This is a genomic window from Collinsella sp. CLA-JM-H32 (assembly GCF_040098165.1).
GTDB lineage: Bacteria > Actinomycetota > Coriobacteriia > Coriobacteriales > Coriobacteriaceae > Collinsella.
On record NZ_JBBNMZ010000003.1, the window covers coordinates 86,692 to 104,459 of the forward strand.

The window sequence follows — 17,768 nt, forward strand, 5'->3', positions numbered from 1 at the left end:
TGCACATGCGAGCGCCGACTGCATCATGCGGCCGGCGCTTTTACTACGACAACGATGGTTTACGACGGAAAGGGCTGAGCCATGAAGCTCGCACTTGCACAGATCGATATGCGCCTGGGTGATATTGAGGGCATTTGCGGCCGCATCGAGGACCAGGCTCGTCTGGCCCACGAGCGCGGGGCGCGCGTGCTGTGCGTTCCGGCTCCGCTCTTTATGGGCGCCATGCCCGGTGGCCTGGTGGGCGCTGCCGACTTTGAGCACGACATGCTTGCCGGCTTGACTGGTGTCGCCGAGCGTATCCAGGAGCTTGACATGATCTGCATCGTGCCCGCGGCGGTTTCGTTTGAGGGCCAGCCGCTGCTCGACTACATGATGCTCAAGGACGGTCATGTGGTGCCGGCGCGTTCGAGCATTGCCCTGCAGCGTGGCGAGAACAACGACACACGTTGGGCGCCGCCGGTGTTCGACGTGGACGGCGTGCGCATCGCCGTGATTTTTGACTTGGACCGCGAACTCGAGATGTTGCCGACCGGTGTTGACCTCATTGCGTATTTCCAATTCAACGCGTTTGACATGACCGACCGCGAGACTGCCGCCATTGCCGCCGTTCGCAGTGGCGCCTACCGCAAGATCGCATCCAAGCGCAGCGTGTGGTTTGCCTGCATGGCGCCGGTCGGTGCCTTTGACGAGTCGGTGTATACCGGCGGTTCGTTTGTGCTCGACGACTGCGGTCGCGTGGTGGCCCAGGCGCCGTGCTTTGAGGAGAGCCTGCTGGTTCAGGAGATTCAGCGCGGCGTGATGCTCGATGCCCTGGAGGATCACGAACTGCCCGAGTTCCGTTCCGAGGAGTGGCTGTGGCAGGCGCTGGTGCTCGCCGTGCGCGACAACGCCCGAGTCCACGGTGCGTCGCGTGCTGTGGTGGCACTCGAGGGTGACTTGCCGTCGTCCCTGCTGGCGGCGCTGGCCGTCGACGCTCTGGGCCCGCGCAATGTGATTGGCCTGGTGCTGGGGCGCAACCGTATCTTTACGCCGGCGCAGGAAGAAGCCGAGGCTGCCCGCTGTGCCGCCGTCCGCGCCATCGCCGAGCGTCTGCACATTCGCACCGTCGAGCGCGATGCACCGGATGCGGCGCGCGTGCTCGATCGCGACGTGTCGGCGGGCGATGCCGAGCGCCTGCGCTCGCGCACGCTGGGCCTGATGCTGGAGGATACGGCGCTCGAGCTGGGTGCGATGGCGCTGAGCCCGCTGTCCAAAACCGAGTACGCGCTGGCGGCGCCGGCGCTTTGCGGCGGCTACCAGGGCGACTTTGCGCCCTTTGGCGATGTGTACCTGTCGACGCTTGAGTTTGTGGCGCGTGTGCGCAACCGCACGTCTGCCGTGGTGCCCCAAGAGCTCGTGACGCTCAACGCAGTGGAAGATTGTATGGAGCGCGTGCTGGCGCAGGCGCTCTCGACGCTCGACGGTCCGGTCGATATGCTCGACCGTGCGGCACAGCTGCTCGGCGGGCTTGAGCCGGGTGAGGTCGATGGCGCGCTCGAGGCGCACGTGGACCGCAATCGATCTTTCGACGACATCCCGATGGCCGCCGGCAAGCCCGAGGCTTGCTCGCTGCTGCTGATGCTCGTGCGTCAGGGCGAGGCCGCCCGCCGCATGCTGCCGACGGCGCCGATCGTCTCGGCCCGTTCGTTTGTTGAGCGCGCCTGGCCGTACATGCTCGCGTGGTCCGACCTGGGGCTGAGCGGCAAGGAACGCATGACGGTCGATGCGCTGGCGCGCGCCGAGGTGAACCGCTTTGCCGACGAGGATACAAGCGAGCGCATGCGTGGCGAGATGATGGGCATATTGGGTGACCTGTTGGGCATTTCGCCCGAGCAGATGGAGGAGCTGCGCTCTGAGGACGGTCAGCGTCGTTTACATGAGGGAATGAAAAAGTTCGAGGGCGAGGTTCAGGACGCCATCGATAAGATGATGGGCGGTCAGGGCGGCTCGCAAGGTAGTCCCCAGGGTGGCCCGATGCCGCACCCGCCAGTAGATCCGAGGCAGTTCCCCTTTTTCTCGCAGAACTAACTATGGGATAGGGCCAAGGTTACGCGGTTTTACCAAACCGCGTAACGAGTCGACGCTGCGCGAGCCCCTGCCGGGCAATCTGCCGCTCAAACCGTCGCTTGCGTACAGAAGTACGCGGCGCTCCTCTTTCGCGACACCTTGCCACGGCAGGGACTCGCTCGCTGACTTATGCTCAACCTATGGTTCAACCTTGCTTGCTAGATACGGTCGCTGTTGTGTTATTCTAGAACAGACGTTCGTGAATGATGCGCGGGGCCTTGTCTTGCGCTGTGCTTGTGGCGAGGGGAGGTCGGCTTGGTTATCTTGGGCATTGACCCCGGTTTGGCTCATACGGGTTGGGGGATTATCGAGGAGCGGCGTGGCGAGGTTCGCTGCCGTGCCTACGGTTGCATCGAGACCAGCGCGGGCAGCCCGCTTGCGGTGCGCCTGTCGCATATCGCCCGTGACCTTAAGGATGTCGTCGAGCGTTATCGACCCGACACAGCTGCTGTCGAGAGCATCTACTTTGGCGCCAACGTTCGTTCGGCCATCCCCACGGCGCATGCCCGCGGTGCTGCACTCGTAGCGCTTTCGGAATGCGCGCTCGAGATTGGCGAGTACACGCCCATGCAGATCAAACAGGCTGTGGTGGGCACCGGCGCCGCGGACAAGCGGCAGGTCGCCTATATGGTACGCACGCTAACACAGCTCGACCACGACCCGCATCCCGACCATGCCGCCGATGCCCTGGCCTGCGCCATCTGCCACGTAAACCTCAGCCGCACCCGCGCCCTCACCGGTGGCGAGTTCTATCAACAGAGAGGAACCGGATACTGATGATTTCCCAGCTCCACGGAACGCTTGTCGAGTCCACGATGAGCTCTGCTGTCGTCGATGTGTCGGGCGTTGGCTTTGAACTCGGCATCTCGGGCAGCACTGCGGCCACGTTGCCGACGCCCGGCGGCGAGGTCCGTCTCTACACGCGTATGCAGGTGCGCGAGGACGCCATGACACTTTTCGGTTTTTCCTCAAAGGATGAGCGCACGATGTTCGACCGGCTCGTGTCCGTTTCGGGCGTTGGCCCGCGCCTGGCGCTTGCCGTGCTTTCCACCTATACCGTGGGGCAGCTGTATTCGCTGGTGATGGCCGAGGACGACAAGGGCATGGCCAAGGTACCCGGTGTGGGCAAAAAGACAGCTCAGCGCCTGATCTTGGAACTCAAGAGCACCTTTGCCAAGGATAAGGGCTTTGTGCCGGTCGACGTGATTCCCGGACAGGTTGCGATGCCCGTGCCCGCTGCCGCTCCCTCGGCGATCGACGATGCCCGTGCGGCACTCCTTTCCATGGGCTTTAGCCCGCAGGAGACCGATGTTGCCCTGAGCGGGTATGATGGGCAGAATATGCGTGTCGAGGATTTGCTCGGCGCGGCGCTTAAGCGACTTGGAATGGATGCGTGATGTGGGAAGCCGATGACTCTCAGGACCTGTGGGCGACGCCCGGCAACTCGCCGGCGGCATCCATGGCGCACGGCGAGCGCATGGTGGGCTCGGAGCTGACGGCCGAGGACCTCGATGTCGACCGCACTTTGCGCCCCCAGCGCCTGGACGATTACTGTGGCCAGGAGCACATCAAGCAGAGCCTGCGCGTGTTGATCGAAGCGGCGCAGAGCCGTGGCGAGACGCTCGACCACGTGATTTTCTCGGGTCCTCCGGGCCTGGGCAAGACCACGCTGGCCACCGTTATCGCCAACGAGCTGGGCGCTCAGATCAAGACCACGAGTGGCCCTGCCATCGCGCGCACGGGCGACCTGGCGGCCATCCTTACTAACTTGCAGCCGGGTGATGTGCTGTTTATCGACGAGATCCACCGCCTCAACCGTTCGGTCGAGGAGGTCCTGTACCCCGCGATGGAGGACTTTGCCCTCGATATCGTGATTGGCAAGGGTCCGGCGGCGCGCTCGATTCGCCTGGATATTCCCAAATTTACGCTGGTAGCGGCAACGACCCGCTCAGGCATGTTGACAGGCCCGTTGCGCGACCGCTTTGGCATTTCATATCGCCTGGATTACTACACGGTCGAGGAGCTCGCGCAGATTGTGACGCGCTCGGCGACTATCCTGGGCGTGACGATCGATCATCCCAGTGCACTCGAGATCGGCTCGCGTTCGCGCGGTACGCCACGTCTTGCCAACCGCCTGCTCAAGCGCGTGCGCGATTACGCACAGGTGCGCGGCAACGGCCCCATCGAGCTCGATATCTGTCGCCAGGCACTCGAGTTCTTCGAGATCGACGAGCTCGGCCTGGACTGGATGGATATTCGCATTTTGGAGACGCTTGCCAAGACGTTCTCCGGTCGTGCCGTGGGACTTACGACCCTTGCCAGCGCGGTGGGCGAGGACCCGGGCACGCTCGAGGATGTCTATGAGCCCTATTTGCTGCAGTGCGGGTTGATGATTCGTACGCCGCAGGGCCGTCAGGCAACCCTTCGCACCTTTGAGCACCTGGGGATTGAACCTACCGTTTAGGGCGCTTTGTTTTGGCGGGCTGTTGGACTATCGCTGGGCATCGGGTAAACATATCGCCGTTCATCGGTTATGGGCGTTTTACTATTGCGCGCCCGTGCTATGCTGAATTGGTCTTTTTCTCATTCGGTAACGAAAGGACCGCCCATGCCTACTGACATCGAAATCGCACGTTCTGTCACGCCACTGCCTATTACCGAGGTGGCCAAGAACGCCGGCGTCGACGTTAAGCACCTGATTCCGTACGGCTTCGACAAGGCTAAGGTCGACTATTCACTGCTCAACGAGCCGACTGATCACCAGGCCAAGCTTGTCCTCGTGACCGCCATCAACCCCACGCCTGCGGGCGAGGGCAAGACCACCACGACCATCGGTCTGGCCGATGGCCTGCGTCGTCGCGGCGTCAAGAGTGCCGTGGCCCTGCGCGAGCCTTCGCTCGGCCCCGTCTTTGGCGTTAAGGGCGGTGCTGCCGGCGGCGGCTGGGCTCAGGTCATCCCCATGGAGGATATCAACCTGCACTTTACCGGCGACTTCCACGCTATCGGTGCCGCCAATAACCTGCTGGCCGCCATGCTTGATAACCACATCCAGCAGGGCAATCAGCTCGGTATTGACGTTAAGCGCATCACTTGGAAGCGCGTCGTCGATATGAACGACCGTCAGCTGCGCCACGTCATCGACGGCATTGGCGGTAAGGCCCAGGGCGTGCCGCGCGAGGACGGCTTCGATATCACCGTTGCCTCCGAGGTCATGGCGATCCTGTGCCTGTCCACGAGCATCAGCGATCTTAAGGAGCGCTTGGGCGAGATCGTTGTCGGCTATAGCTATGCCGGCGAGCCCGTCCGCGCCCGCGACCTTAAGGCCCAGGGAGCTATGGCCGCACTGCTCAAGGATGCGCTCAAGCCCAATCTGGTGCAGACGCTCGAGGGCACGCCCGCGTTTGTCCACGGCGGTCCCTTCGCCAATATCGCCCACGGCTGCAACTCCATCATGGCCACGCGTATGGCTATGCGTTTTGGCGATGTCGCCATTACCGAGGCGGGCTTTGGTGCCGACCTGGGTGCCGAGAAATTCCTGGACATCAAGTGCCGCATGACGGGCGTTCGTCCCAACGCCGTCGTGGTCGTCGCCACCGCTCGTGCGCTTAAGTACAACGGTGGCGTCGCCAAGGCCGATCTCAACGAGGAGAACCTCGAGGCACTCAAGGCTGGCATGCCCAACCTGTTGCGTCACGTCGACAACATCCAGAACGTATATGGTCTGCCCTGCGTGGTCGCCATCAATCGCTTCCCGACGGACACCGAGGCCGAGCTTGCTCTCATCGAGTCCGAGTGCCAGAAGCTCGGCGTCAACGTTAAGCTTTCCGAGGTCTGGGCCAAGGGCGGCGAGGGCGCGCTCGAGCTTGCCGATGAGGTCATGCGTCTGATTGAGCAGCCGAGCGAGCTCAAGTTTGCCTATGAGGACGGCGCTGATGTCGCTGATGCCCTCGAGGCCGTTGCCACCAAGGTCTACCGCGCCGACGGCGTTGACTTTACGCCGGCCGCCAAGCGCCAGCTCGCCGAGCTGCGCGAGAATGGCTTTGGCAACCTGCCGGTGTGCGTCGCCAAGACGCAGTACAGCTTTAGCGACAACGCCAAGGCCCTGGGCGCTCCCGAGAACTTCCGCATCACCGTGCGTGAGCTCAAGGTTTCCGCCGGCGCCCACTTTGTGGTCGCACTGACTGGCAGTGTTCTGACCATGCCGGGCCTGCCCAAGGTCCCTGCGGCCGAGAACATCGACGTCGACAACGACGGCAACATCACCGGCCTGTTCTAAGCTCGCTGCTCATAGCCGCTTGCCCGCCCCGTCGCGCCTACCAAGGCCCGGCGGGGCTTTTTGATCCTTAGGCCCGCGCATGTCTTGTAGATACCGACGGACTCTGCCCATCATAGGCTTTTGCGCTGGTAGAATGCATGGATAACTTGATGCTTACAGGCGACGGAAAGGAATCGTTGCATGGATCAGGACAAGACAACCGTGATGGGCGGCTGCGGTTCCGCGCAGGCTGGCGATAGCGCCGATGCGACCCGCGTTGTTCCCAACCCCGGTTATGTCGACCCCGCCGCGACGCAGCCTTCTGCCGAGCCCACACGAGTTATGGGCTATGGCGACGCGGCGCAGGACCCTTACGCTGCATCTTTGCAAAGCCCCTATGGCAACGCGGCGGCAGACCCGTTTGATTACGCGCCGCAGGATTCTTATGCCGCCTCGACGCCGAATCCCTATGATGACCTGCCGCAGAATCCCATTCCGCAGCCTCAGCAGACGACGTATATGCCTCGCACGGCGCAGCCTCGCTACGAGTCGCGCGAGCCGTATCGCGAGTACCCCAAGTCGATTCCGCAATATGGCGAGGACGAGGAAGAGACGCCGTCGCGTTCGTCGAGCGTGATCAAGAAGATCCTCATCGTGCTGGCGATCTTCTTTGCGCTGTCGATTGTGTTTGCCATCGTGTCGGGCATGCTCAACAAGCGGGGGAGTTCAACGGCCGATACCACTGCCGAGCAAACCGAGTCTGCCTCGTCTGGCACCGTCGATCTGAGCGATATCCCGGGGCAGTACTGGTCCAACGCCAAGAAGATCCTCAAGTCGCGCGGCGCCGATCTTTCGAATGCCGTGGTCCTGACTGATGATGGCTCAACGCCCGTCGTCGATGCCAACTGGGTCGTTACTTCTGCCTACTATAACGACAACGGCAACCTCGAAATTCAACTCACGCACAAGAACAGTTCGGGCAACTCGTCCGACGGCCAAAGCGGTACCGACAGCTCGAGCTCCAATACGCTGGAGGACTTGAGCAACAAGGCGCAGGAGTTGGGAGACAAGGCGCAAGAGCTGGGCGATACGGCACAAAATCTGGGCGATACCGCGCAGAACTTGGGCGACATGGCGACGGATGCCTGGAACGCACTGCAAAACGGCATCTCGGGCGCGCAGGGAAACTAGCGGACGAGCGGAGCGGGGCTACAGCTGCTCGGCCGGACGCTCGGGCGAGCTAAAGCCCGAGTCAAACGTAACGACGCATGAGGCATCGGGTCGGCGCTCGTGCACGATGCGCGTGACGAGCTCCAGCAGCTCCTCGTCGGATATGTCAAAGCCGTCGGGACGCACCAGGTCAAACGAAACGAACCCGTTGTGCTCGTGCAGATCGTGGATGGAGAGCGCGGGATCGATCTGCATGACGCCGCGCTTGACCCAGCCGCGCAAGTCATCGCCGGTTGTCGCGATGGGGTCGCAGTGCAGCGTGATACCAATGCCCATCTGGCGCTTGATGTCGTGCTCGATGGTGTCCAGAATCTCGTGGTGCTCAAACGCGTCGCCCTCGCCGGGCATCTCCACGTGGGCGCTGGCAAACTGACGACCGGGGCCGTAGTCGTGCACCATCAGGTCGTGTGTGCCCAAGACCTGCGGATAGGACATGATCTTGTCGCGGATTGCTTGGACGAGCTTGGGGTCGGGCGCTTGCCCCAGCAACGGGCTGATGGCGTCGCGCACTAGGCTCATGCCGCTGATGCAGATGAAGATGCCCACACCCAGGCCTGCCCAGCCATCGAGGTCAAAGCCGGTCGTCTGCGAAATAAGCGCCGCCACCAAGACCGAGCCCGAGGTGATGACGTCGTTTTTGGAGTCCTGCGCCGTGGCGATGAGCGTTTCGGAATCGATGCGGTTACCCAGCGTGCGGTTGAACGCGGCCATCCAGAGCTTTACGAGCATGGACGTAGCCAGTGCCGCAAGGGAAATGAACGTGTAAGCGGTGGGGGAAGGCTTGATGATCTTGGTGACCGACTCGAGGATCAGATTGATGCCGACGGCGCAAACCAGGACGGCGACGAACAGGCCGGCTAGGTACTCATAGCGACCGTGGCCATAGGGGTGGCCTTCGTCTGCCGGGCGGCTGGCAAGGCGGAACCCGAGCAGACTCACGATGTTGCTCGAGGCATCGGAGAGGTTGTTGAAAGCGTCGGCGATGAGGGAGACGGAGCCGGCGAGCAGGCCCGCGATGCCCTTGGCCAGGCACAGGGTGATGTTGAGGCCAATGCAGACGAGGCTTGCGGAAAAGCCCGCGTTGGTGCGGCAAGATGCATCGACCGGCTCGCTCTCGCTGCCGGGAACAAGCGTATGTACCAGCCGATTTACAAATAGCATAGCGGTCGTCCTCACAATCATGTTTAAGGGGATAGTGTAGCTCGCGCGGGGGCGCCGTGCACCGATGCTCAGAAAATGCAGCAATAGTCTGCCGGTGCTAACGAGCGAGCCTTCTCGTCTGCCTGGGTGGTCCATTTTGGGCCACATGGGTATGGGCATGTGCCTGCTTGCTCGACATACTTAATGTCGACAGCCCCTGTGCAAAGGAGGACGTTTCCATGGACGAGATGTTTGCCATTAAATGTCAAAACTGCGGCGGCCCTATGTACTCGCACCAGGCTAAGCGCAGCTTTGAGTGCGCCTATTGCGGCACGGTCGTTCCGTGGCAGGCTGATGCGGGGGAGCCCAAGAGCGCCCTGGGCATTCGCCATACGCCGCTAACGGTGGTGGATGGACTGCTCAAGCTCACGCATGTGTCGCAACTCGAGCGCCCGGAGGACCCGGACTGGTATTTCTTCAATTCGCACTGGCGCAATCAGTCAGTTCTGGAACATCTGCTGTGGGAGGATCGCGGCACGGCGCAGGAGTTCCAAGAGGCCACGCATGTGAGCATTCCTTGCCCCTTCTGTGGTGCGTCCTTTGAGGGCGAGTCGACCCAGCGCGTGTTTGAGTGCCCGTCCTGCGGCAACAAGATCGGCATTGCCGACCTGCTCAAGCCGGGGACGTTTAGCAAGCGCCTGACCATGGGCGTAGGTGCGGAGTATGTACCTGGGCAGGGTATTCCCTGCGAAATCTCGCCGCAGCAGGCACGTGCCAGCGCACTGCAGCTGGTGCGCCAGTATGCGGAAGCCTTTGCCGGGCACGACGTGGAAGATGCGATCCAAAACGACATGATGCTCTTCTATTTCCCCATGGCGCTGGCGGACCTGCGCATGATGGCGTCCTTCCCAGGCAAGGGCCTGAGCAAGGAGACCTTGGTGTACTACGAGGTGCTCGACTGGGCATACCCCAAGGCAAACTACCTGGACGTTCGCCTCATGGGCATTTTGGAGCCGTGGGACTTTGCCAAGGTTGGGCCGTTTGACCCGGCCATGCAGGAAGGTGACTTTCGCGTTGTCTCCGTCGATGCGTCTACCAAGGACCAGGTGGTTATTGATAAGTTGGCGCTCGACGTTGCGGGCAACGACGCCGAGGCTGTACTGGGGCTCAATAAAAAGAGCATCCGCACGTGGGCATGCAAGGCCCGCAAGCACAAGGACGGCCTAGTTATGGTGCCAGTGTACTTTGTCGACCGTCCGGCAACGGACAGCCGCGACGGCGAGCAGGTGCGCATCGCCGTAAACGGCCAGACGGGTCGTGCGGCCGCGGTGGTGTTTAGCGACAAGCGCGAAACGCATATCGTGGCGCCGCTCAGCTCGAGCCTGCATCTGTCCGGTGAGAGCACCGTGCACGCCACGCCCGTCGAGATCAAATATGTTAAATCACCCTTCCTGTACCAGATCGTGCGCCGTGGAGGCGGCGAGCAACCGCGCCAGGTTGCAGCGGTTGCCGAGGGTTCCTACCGAGAGGAGAAGCCCAAACGCCGCGGTCTGCTGGGTGCGCTATTTGGGAAGTAGGGGAGCGGTGCTGGTTAGTCTTATGACGCGATAGCCAGGGATATGGGGCGGCTCTCAGGAGTGCGGGCTGCCGTCTGATTGTTTGAGGGTGCCAGATATAAATAAACGGTGGAACGGCTGCAAAAGAGCCGCCCCACCGGGTAAAATCAGGTTGTGCCGCGGAACCCGCTCCTCAGCTAGTCACACTTCGGAAGCGCGGGCAACGCGGGTATTATCGTCTAAAGGGCCGGCTGCAACCGGCCCTTTTCTGTGGCAGCCAATGGACCCACATCAGACGAAGGCCGCGTCTTTGCCTGTCAGGTCACGCTCGCCAGCCACGGCTAGAATGTCGTTGCCGGCGTCCATGACCGGTATTGTTTCGTAGCGTGCGTCGCAACCGCGAGTGCGCCTGCGACGGCTGCGGTGGCTTCGGTCGCAACGTGCTGCTACCCTTGCGTTTCGCCATTAGTCGCTTCGTTGATGGCGCGGTACTCGGCGCTCAGTTCGCGCGCCAGCTCTTCCTTGCTTGGAAGATACGGCAGGTATTTGGCGGCAAACACTTGGTCGTTGTCTTCGGGCAGCGTGTACTCGACAATCGAATCGCTTTTGTCCGCGCAGAGCACGATGCCTATGGGCGGATTGTCGCCTTCGTTCATAAGCTCGCGCGTGTAGTAGTTCACATACATTTGCATCTGGCCCAGGTCCTGATGCGTAAGGTCGTCCGTCTTAAGGTCGATGAGCACGAAGCAGCGCATCAGATAGTTGTAAAAAACAAGGTCAATATAGAAATGGCGCCCATCAAAGGTGATGCGCTTTTGGCGCGCCTCGAAAGCGAAACCACGGCCAAGCTCCAGCAGGAACTTCTGAAGATGCGTGATGAGCGCCTGCTCTAGATCGCTCTCGCGAAACGCGGTATCGTCCGAGAAACCTAAAAACTCCAGTACATATGGGTCGCGGATGATATCCTCGGGGCGACGAGCCGGGGCGCTCTTTTGGATTTCCTGGGTGACGGCCTCCTTGTCCTTGCTGGCAAGTAGGCGCTCGCGGAACATGGTGTTGATCTGGCGTTCGAGCTGACGCGTGCTCCAACGAGAATCGGCGCATTCGTTCATGTACCATGTTCGAGCATCAGGGTCGGTTATACGCGATAACCTGCGGTAATGTGTCCAATTCAATTCGGAACGCAGCGCGTTCCGGATTGGGAACGCAAGATAAAACTGACGCATGTATCTTAAGCTTCTGGCGTTGAAGCCTCTGCCGAAATCCTTAGTCAATCTAACGGCAAGTTCGTCGATCGGTGCATCGCCATACTTGGCGCGCTCCTCTCCGCCCTGTTCATCAACAATACTCTTGCCGATCTCCCAATATGCCTCAACCATCGCAAAGTTAACAGCGGTATAGGCCTTGTCGCGAGCGGCGTTGAGAATCGAGGAGACCTGCTTGTAAAAACCTTCGGGCACGATTGCCGATTCTCCACGGTTTACCAGTTCGCCCATCACTGTCGCCCCGCTTTCCTCTTGTGGAATGCATCTTTATCGAATTTAGTTTAAAGCCTCGCGCGGACACGAATTGCTGTGCTGTCTGACATCATCGCATGGGGCCTTGCGGTGACTAAAATGTGGCCATAGGGACAGTTTTAACGAACCCCACGGGAGTGACGTGTATGGACAACAACACGCTGCTATTCCAGGACAAAGGTTCGGGTAGGTATAAAGACGTCAAGATCTACCCTAACCGCATTGAGGTACTCAAGAAGGGCACTTTTGGCGGCAAGCACACCGAGATTGTCTACCTTAAGGACATTACGGGCGTCAATAGAATCAAAGGCCGCGATGTTTTTCTGCGCAATCGTCTGTTGACCGCTTGCGTCTTTAGCCTGAACAGCCGTGCGAAGGCCCAGGAGTTTGTTAACGCGCTGAACATGGTGATGTAGCCGATAGCGGCGTTCGGGCCAAGGTAAAAATCGGGGGCACAGAACGGTGTTCTGCGCCCCCGATTGAGTCGATGTGTCTAAAAGGCCGGCTTGCCTATTCGCTACCGTCCCCAGCGTTTTTGCGGTCACTGGCAAGCATTGCTGCGCCGGCGACCGTCGTCGCCATGGCGGCAGCGGCGAGCCCGGCGGCAATGCCGGAGCCGTCGCCCGTGTCGGCGAGTTTTCCGCCCGAGCCCTTGCCCTTGTTGCCCTTACCATTCTTATCAGCGCTGCCTGCGTTGGAGCCCGTGCTGCTGCCGGTGCCGGCGCCGCCTGCACTGCCCGAGGCCGCTACGGTAAAGCTTGCGGCTCCGTCGCTGGCGAGCGTGTAGTTCTGCGCCGCGTCGCCCAAGAGACCGTTCACGCGCACCCAGTACGTTCCTGCGGCAAATGTTTCGCCCTCGGCCATTGCTGTGCCCGGAGCGCCGTTCGCGCCGTGCATAAACTCGAGCTGGGCCGTGCAGGCATCGGTTTCGAGCTTGCCCTCGAGTGATGCCGCAATCTTGGCGCGCACGTCTTCGCCGGCCTTAAGGCCTTCGAGTCCCTCAAAATGGGGCGTCAGCGCGCGTGGATCGATATCGATGGGCACAGAGCCCTGCAGCCCCGTAACGGTCTCGTTGCCCAGGGCGTCGACATCCACGTATTCAATGGCAAACGCATGGCCCGAAGCTGTCGCGTTGAGCGCGTTGCTGCTGTCGGCAAGGCGGAAATGACCCTCGCCAACGGTCTTGCCATCCTGGAATGAGGCATCGCTCAGCGAGTCGCCGTACGTCATGCGCATGCGGGTCGGGAGATAGTACGGGAGATAGTACGAAGCCGTCTGCTTGTGTTCCGTATCGTAATTGCGCTGATAGATGCTCCGGGCCAGCGCCGCATCAACAAAGTCGGATGCGATGATGCCAATGTGCTTGAGGTAATCTGACTTTGTATCCTCGATGCCGCTGGGATTGATGTACGGGCTCTTATACAGATGCTCGTTGACTACTCGTGCCGAGGTAAAAGGATTGCCTCCGTGCGACAAGCCCGTGCAGCTGGTGTAGTTGATAGACCAGCAACGCTCCAGGACTTTCTCCTTGGCCCCGTTATCGTCCTCGACATCTACCTCGTTGCGCGTGCGCCCGGACGTTTCCTTCAGCGCATTATCGACCCAGCTGAGCTTGTCGGTTCCCGTGAGTTTGTACTTGTCCTGGGCGTATACCTTGGTGCAATAGGGCTCTTTGTCGCCTGTTTCCCCCGCGGCTTCAAAGCCCCGCGCGTCTTGGACGAGACACATAGTGGCGCTGTCGGAGTGAGCCTTGATCTTGTCATCCCATTCGGTAAGGTCGAGGCCCCACGTGTGGCCGCTTACACTGTTGCCCGCGAGCCTAAATCGACGCAGCAGAACGATCTTTCCGCGAACCTCGCCCAGCGTGGGGACATGGCTCGACGTGTAGAACAGATCGGGATTATCGCCCATAACCTTGGCGAAAGCCGTCGTAACACTGTCATCGGTAGCCTCGTCGTTGCCTCGTGATACAAGCATGATGAGCGCTTCTGTCGGGTTTTCGTTCAAAAACGTTTTGAAGTAGCCTATGACATCGGAAAGATGCATAAAGTACGCGTCTTTTTTGAGCAGGTAGTAATCCCCGTGGTCGATACCGGGGTTGTCGCCCTTTCCGAGCCGGATATCAAAATAGCGAATGCCTTCGAGCAACTGCGTGGGAATGTAATCCTGCTGGCATTTTACTTGCGAGGATTGGGGCTCGGTGTCGTTGTCCACGCTACAGGTGCCCGAATCGTGCGTACCCGGGATGCTCAGCTCGTCGAGGAACTTGTTGTCGTCGACGTATTTCATCCAACATGGCCCATCGACGTAGCTGCTGTACGTGATCCAGTCGAGGCTGCTAACCGTGGCATCGTTCTTTTTCATGTCGTAACCGATAAGTTCGAGCTCCCACGGAATGCTCTTACTCTTATGGCAGATCTTATTGTTGTCCTGGTCTTCGCCGTTCGATTCTATTGCCAGGTACTTAATGTCTTTTTTCTCGGTTTCTTTCTCGACCGTGCGGTCTCGGATGATATAGGTTCCGTTTGATTGACGCTCGAACGCAAAAGAGCGGCTGGGCTTGCCGTCATGCTCGCCACTCCATACGTGGATGACCTTTCCGTCTTTGTCCGAGTCGCCATCGACCGACCAAATGCTGTAGCCCGTCTTTTTATGCTCTTCGAAATTGAGCAAGGTGCGGATAGCATACCAGTTTGTATCGTCATTCTTGGTCGTTACGTTCTCAAGGATGAGCTTGCTGGACGTGCCGTCATTAAACAGATGGCAGACGTTGCCGATGACGTTGCCGTCTTCGTTAACGCTTGCGGTACGAAAATAGCCCGCGGGGCGAAGGCGAATGACGAAATTGTCGAGGCTGACCGACGCTGTGGCAGCGTCGTCTGCAAATGCCGCTCGTGGGCCAATGCCCAATGCCGCGGTTTCGGGCAGGCTTGCAAGTGGCGACAACGCCGCGAGTCCAAGGCCCAACGTAAATGCTCGGCGGCTGATGGCGTGGTGTTCGGTCATAACTTCTCCATTCGTAGGGTTCGGTTATGCGATAGTTTTGGTCACTATACTGCTCAGATGTTTAAAGATGCTGGTTTAATTGTCTGCGCGGCACAATAAATCGGCGGGCGGACGTGTTGGGGCGTTTGTCGTTTTCGTACTGTTGCCACATTTGGGGCGGTTCCGACGTCCGGCATCCTCGCGTTCGTCGGCTACCGGCATAAGAAAGGGAGGGTCGGTTTACCGGCCCTCCCTGGGTACGAAGCGCTGGGGTACCGTCGCTTGTTTGCACTGCGACCGTGTTTCCCGTTGCGCTTGCCAGTCGCTTAGCGCTTGATCTCGATATCGTCGAGCTTGACGTTCATGGCCTCGGTCTTGGCCTCGGCGATGTCGTCGGCAAATTCCAGAGACTTCATCATGGTCTCGACGGCGTCCTTGTGTTCCTCGACGTTGTCGATACGCACGTACACACTGCCGCCGTCAACGTCGGTGAAGTATTCGGTCGTTACGCCGCCCGAGTGCGTAAAGTAGGCGCTGCGCCAGGTCTTGCCGTTGTACTTAACGGGATCGCTCTCGGTCCATCCGGAGTTGGCCTTCCACTTTGCCTCGTAGTCGAACAGTTCATCGGCGTTCTTGTCAGGATCGAAGACGGGGATGAAGCGGTCGCTGGCATGCTCGCTCTCGGTGAACTTAAACTGGGCCCTGTCGGCGGTGTCGCCTGCGACGTCGGTGATCTCGACGCCCTCGGGGACCTCGACCTTAAACCAAATGAAGTCGGTCCTCATATCCACGGCTGGCTTTTCTGCTCCACCGCCACTTCCGGTAGCGCCGCCGCTGCCACCGCAGCCCACCAGGGCAACTGCGGCAAAGAGGCTTATGCAGAGGGTGAGAATCGCAAAGGCCTTCTTTTTCATGGTCGTGTCCTCCTCGATCTGTAACCGCCCACGGATTACCTGCCTTTACTGTACGCGTGGACGGCTCGCTAGGGTGGGCCATGTGCCCCATTCTGGGGGCTGGAATTGCGCCGACAAGTGGCAATATGTGCGGTCGCAAAAGAGGGGAGGGCCGATGCTGTCGGCCCTCCCCGGGGTGAGGTGCCCGTTGATTTAATGGGGCGCGCGTGCGTGGGCGTTGCCCCAACAGGTTCCTTGTTTATAGATATGCCTCAGTTTTTGACGTCCGGAAGTCTCGAAAGGTGGGCCATGTGTCCCATGTTTGCGGTGCCGACGCCTATCGTTCGTCATAGAAATCCGCGATGGCCAGGTGCGCTGACGCTCATGTACTTATGGGCTAGACTTAGCACCATTATGTGATTGATGCGGTCGGTCGGCGGTTGCCACCCGACCGATGTATATGACTTGAAGGTGCGTGCGTATGAGCCAAGAGATGATGGATAAAACCTGTCGAGAGTTTGCCCAAGCGCTGGCTGCTCGCGAGCCGGTTCCCGGTGGCGGTAGTGCGAGCGCCTTTGTGGGCGCACTGGGCGCCTCGCTTTGCGGGATGGTCGCCCGCTACGGTGCGACCAATCCCGCGCTTGCTGATCGTGCGGATGACCTGGCGCGCGCGTTTGCTCAGGCTGATGAGCTGTCCCAGGAGCTTGTCGAGTTGGTTGCCGAGGACGTTCGTGCCTACGGGCAGGTGTCCGCGGCGTACGGTATTCCGCGTGACGATCCGGCTCGAGCGACCGCGATTCAGGATGCGCTGCATGTGGCCGCTATGCCGCCGTATCGCATTATGGATGCCTGCGGGCGTGCGCTGGCGCTGCTCGAGGACATGGCGGACAAGGGCTCCCGACAGCTGCTGTCCGACGTGGCGTGCGGCGCCGTATTCTGCCGCGCCGCCATGCAAGGCGCGAGTTTGACGCTCTTTGCGAACACCACGTCTATGAAGGATCGCGCTCGTGCTAAGGAGCTCGAGACGGCGTGTGATGAGTTGCTCGACACATGGTTGCCGCGCGCCGATGCGCTGGCGCGCCGCGCCTCCGACGCTGCAAGGAAGAGAGGATAGCCATGGCTGAACTGCTGAAAGGTGCTCCCGTTGCTCGCGCTTTGACTGAGGAACTTGCTGCTCGCTGCGCAGCCCTGCGCGAGCGGGGCGTTGTTCCGACGTTGGCTATCGTGCGTGTAGGTGAACGCGAGGACGACCTGTCCTACGAGCGCGGTGCCCTCAAGCGCTGCGAGAAGGTTGGCATTGAGGCTCGCCGCGTTTTGCTTCCTGCCGATGTTTCGCAGGACGAGCTGTTGACGGCCGTCGAGGACATCAATACCGATTCGGCTGTTCATGGCTGTCTGATGTTTCGCCCGCTGCCCGCCGGCCTTGACGAGAACGCCGTCGCTGCAGCGCTCGATCCCGCCAAGGACGTTGACTCCATGACGCCGGCTTCACTGCTCACCACGCTTTCGGGGCGCGGCGAGGGTTTTGCCCCCTGCACAGCCGAAGCCGTGCTTGCTTTGCTGGATCATTACGGCGTTGAGCTGGATGGGGCCAAGGTTGCTGTGGTCGGACGCTCACTGGTAATTGGCCGCCCCGTTGCCGCCATGCTTACGGCGCGCAACGCAACCGTGACGACGTGCCATACGCATACGCGCGATCTTGCCGCCGAGTGCTGTGCTGCCGACATTGTGGTTGCCGCCGTTGGACGCGCGCGCACGATTGGCGCAGATGCGGTCTGCGAGGACCAGGCGATTATCGATGTTGGCATTAATTGGGACGAAGCCGCTGGCAAGCTGGTCGGCGACGTCGATTTTGATGCCGCGGAGCCGGTTGTTGGCGCAATCACCCCCGTGCCGGGTGGCGTGGGCGCCGTGACGACAGCAATTCTCGCCAAGCACGTGATCGAGGCGGCTGAGCGCGCGGTAAAATAGGCGTTTGGAGGCTGTTTAGGGGGTTGGTTAGATACCCCGTGGTCAAATAATGCCAAATATGAGTACTGTTGCCAAGTTAGTCACATATGTTTGAGATCATTTTGGTTCTTCAGCG

14 protein-coding genes are annotated in these 17,768 nt (G+C 60.4%); 10 read left to right on the plus strand and 4 right to left on the minus strand.

Going from position 1 to position 17,768, the window contains the following annotated elements; translation table 11 throughout:
* Positions 1 to 81 precede the first annotated feature (81 nt).
* The 6 genes from AAA021_RS02555 (at position 82) to AAA021_RS02580 (ending at position 7,552) form a co-directional block, all read left to right on the plus strand.
* Positions 82 to 2,067 carry a hypothetical protein gene (locus AAA021_RS02555; protein WP_349087822.1) on the plus strand — a complete coding sequence of 662 codons (1,986 nt, stop codon included), beginning with the start codon at positions 82 to 84 and terminating at the stop codon, positions 2,065 to 2,067.
* 294 nt (positions 2,068 to 2,361) lie between these two features.
* Entirely contained in the window at positions 2,362 to 2,883 is a 522-nt protein-coding gene (gene ruvC / locus AAA021_RS02560) for a crossover junction endodeoxyribonuclease RuvC (protein ID WP_118405685.1), read from the plus strand.
* Positions 2,883 to 3,503: a Holliday junction branch migration protein RuvA gene (gene ruvA / locus AAA021_RS02565; RefSeq protein ID WP_099431955.1), complete on the plus strand. Its 621-nt coding sequence runs from the start codon at positions 2,883 to 2,885 to the stop codon at positions 3,501 to 3,503. The genes ruvC and ruvA overlap by 1 nt, the downstream gene beginning before the upstream one ends.
* Positions 3,503 to 4,570, plus strand: coding sequence for a Holliday junction branch migration DNA helicase RuvB (ruvB, locus tag AAA021_RS02570; protein WP_022095140.1), 1,068 nt, complete (start codon positions 3,503 to 3,505; stop codon positions 4,568 to 4,570). The genes ruvA and ruvB overlap by 1 nt, the downstream gene beginning before the upstream one ends.
* Before the next feature lie 144 nt (positions 4,571 to 4,714).
* Entirely contained in the window at positions 4,715 to 6,382 is a 1,668-nt protein-coding gene (locus AAA021_RS02575; RefSeq protein WP_196025223.1) for a formate--tetrahydrofolate ligase, read from the plus strand.
* 180 nt (positions 6,383 to 6,562) lie between these two features.
* Entirely contained in the window at positions 6,563 to 7,552 is a 990-nt protein-coding gene (locus AAA021_RS02580) for a hypothetical protein (protein ID WP_349087823.1), read from the plus strand.
* A gap of 18 nt (positions 7,553 to 7,570) precedes the next feature.
* Here the strand turns inward: AAA021_RS02580 and AAA021_RS02585 are convergent, their stop codons facing one another.
* Positions 7,571 to 8,752 carry a cation diffusion facilitator family transporter gene (locus tag AAA021_RS02585; RefSeq protein WP_349087824.1) on the minus strand — a complete coding sequence of 394 codons (1,182 nt, stop codon included), beginning with the start codon at positions 8,750 to 8,752 and terminating at the stop codon, positions 7,571 to 7,573.
* Positions 8,753 to 8,970: 218 nt separating this feature from the next.
* Between AAA021_RS02585 and AAA021_RS02590 the strand changes: the two genes are divergently transcribed.
* Positions 8,971 to 10,308 (plus strand): hypothetical protein, encoded by a 1,338-nt coding sequence (locus AAA021_RS02590; RefSeq protein ID WP_349087825.1) that lies wholly within the window; start codon positions 8,971 to 8,973, stop codon positions 10,306 to 10,308.
* A 425-nt stretch (positions 10,309 to 10,733) separates the two neighbouring features.
* Here the strand turns inward: AAA021_RS02590 and AAA021_RS02595 are convergent, their stop codons facing one another.
* Positions 10,734 to 11,783, minus strand: a complete 1,050-nt coding sequence (locus AAA021_RS02595) for a PDDEXK nuclease domain-containing protein (protein WP_349087826.1) — start codon at positions 11,781 to 11,783, stop codon at positions 10,734 to 10,736.
* Positions 11,784 to 11,950: 167 nt separating this feature from the next.
* Between AAA021_RS02595 and AAA021_RS02600 the strand changes: the two genes are divergently transcribed.
* Positions 11,951 to 12,220: a hypothetical protein gene (locus AAA021_RS02600; protein ID WP_260699243.1), complete on the plus strand. Its 270-nt coding sequence runs from the start codon at positions 11,951 to 11,953 to the stop codon at positions 12,218 to 12,220.
* Positions 12,221 to 12,314: 94 nt separating this feature from the next.
* Here the strand turns inward: AAA021_RS02600 and AAA021_RS02605 are convergent, their stop codons facing one another.
* Positions 12,315 to 14,810, minus strand: a complete 2,496-nt coding sequence (locus AAA021_RS02605; protein ID WP_349087828.1) for a phosphatidylinositol-specific phospholipase C — start codon at positions 14,808 to 14,810, stop codon at positions 12,315 to 12,317.
* A 305-nt stretch (positions 14,811 to 15,115) separates the two neighbouring features.
* Complete coding sequence (locus AAA021_RS02610) at positions 15,116 to 15,703, minus strand: hypothetical protein (RefSeq protein WP_022095131.1); 588 nt, start codon at positions 15,701 to 15,703, stop codon at positions 15,116 to 15,118.
* Between the two features lie 460 nt (positions 15,704 to 16,163).
* Here AAA021_RS02610 and AAA021_RS02615 point away from each other — a divergent pair, with 460 nt between their 5' ends.
* Positions 16,164 to 16,796: a cyclodeaminase/cyclohydrolase family protein gene (locus AAA021_RS02615; protein WP_195502755.1), complete on the plus strand. Its 633-nt coding sequence runs from the start codon at positions 16,164 to 16,166 to the stop codon at positions 16,794 to 16,796.
* Between the two features lie 2 nt (positions 16,797 to 16,798).
* A complete protein-coding gene (locus tag AAA021_RS02620) occupies positions 16,799 to 17,653 on the plus strand; it encodes a bifunctional 5,10-methylenetetrahydrofolate dehydrogenase/5,10-methenyltetrahydrofolate cyclohydrolase (protein WP_195239449.1) in 855 nt (284 codons plus the stop codon).
* Positions 17,654 to 17,768: the final 115 nt, after the last annotated feature.

Excerpts from the sequence above, each read along its gene's own strand:
- AAA021_RS02555 (WP_349087822.1), top strand. The coding sequence starts at position 82 with ATGAAGCTCGCACTTGCACAGATCGATATGCGCCTGGGTGATATTGAG.
- ruvA (WP_099431955.1), top strand. The coding sequence starts at position 2,883 with ATGATTTCCCAGCTCCACGGAACGCTTGTCGAGTCCACGATGAGCTCT.
- ruvB (WP_022095140.1), top strand. The coding sequence starts at position 3,503 with ATGTGGGAAGCCGATGACTCTCAGGACCTGTGGGCGACGCCCGGCAAC.
- AAA021_RS02575 (WP_196025223.1), top strand. The coding sequence starts at position 4,715 with ATGCCTACTGACATCGAAATCGCACGTTCTGTCACGCCACTGCCTATT.
- AAA021_RS02580 (WP_349087823.1), top strand. The coding sequence starts at position 6,563 with ATGGATCAGGACAAGACAACCGTGATGGGCGGCTGCGGTTCCGCGCAG.
- AAA021_RS02585 (WP_349087824.1), bottom strand. The coding sequence starts at position 8,752 with ATGCTATTTGTAAATCGGCTGGTACATACGCTTGTTCCCGGCAGCGAG.
- AAA021_RS02590 (WP_349087825.1), top strand. The coding sequence starts at position 8,971 with ATGGACGAGATGTTTGCCATTAAATGTCAAAACTGCGGCGGCCCTATG.
- AAA021_RS02595 (WP_349087826.1), bottom strand. The coding sequence starts at position 11,783 with ATGGGCGAACTGGTAAACCGTGGAGAATCGGCAATCGTGCCCGAAGGT.
- AAA021_RS02600 (WP_260699243.1), top strand. The coding sequence starts at position 11,951 with ATGGACAACAACACGCTGCTATTCCAGGACAAAGGTTCGGGTAGGTAT.
- AAA021_RS02605 (WP_349087828.1), bottom strand. The coding sequence starts at position 14,810 with ATGACCGAACACCACGCCATCAGCCGCCGAGCATTTACGTTGGGCCTT.
- AAA021_RS02610 (WP_022095131.1), bottom strand. The coding sequence starts at position 15,703 with ATGAAAAAGAAGGCCTTTGCGATTCTCACCCTCTGCATAAGCCTCTTT.
- AAA021_RS02615 (WP_195502755.1), top strand. The coding sequence starts at position 16,164 with ATGAGCCAAGAGATGATGGATAAAACCTGTCGAGAGTTTGCCCAAGCG.
- AAA021_RS02620 (WP_195239449.1), top strand. The coding sequence starts at position 16,799 with ATGGCTGAACTGCTGAAAGGTGCTCCCGTTGCTCGCGCTTTGACTGAG.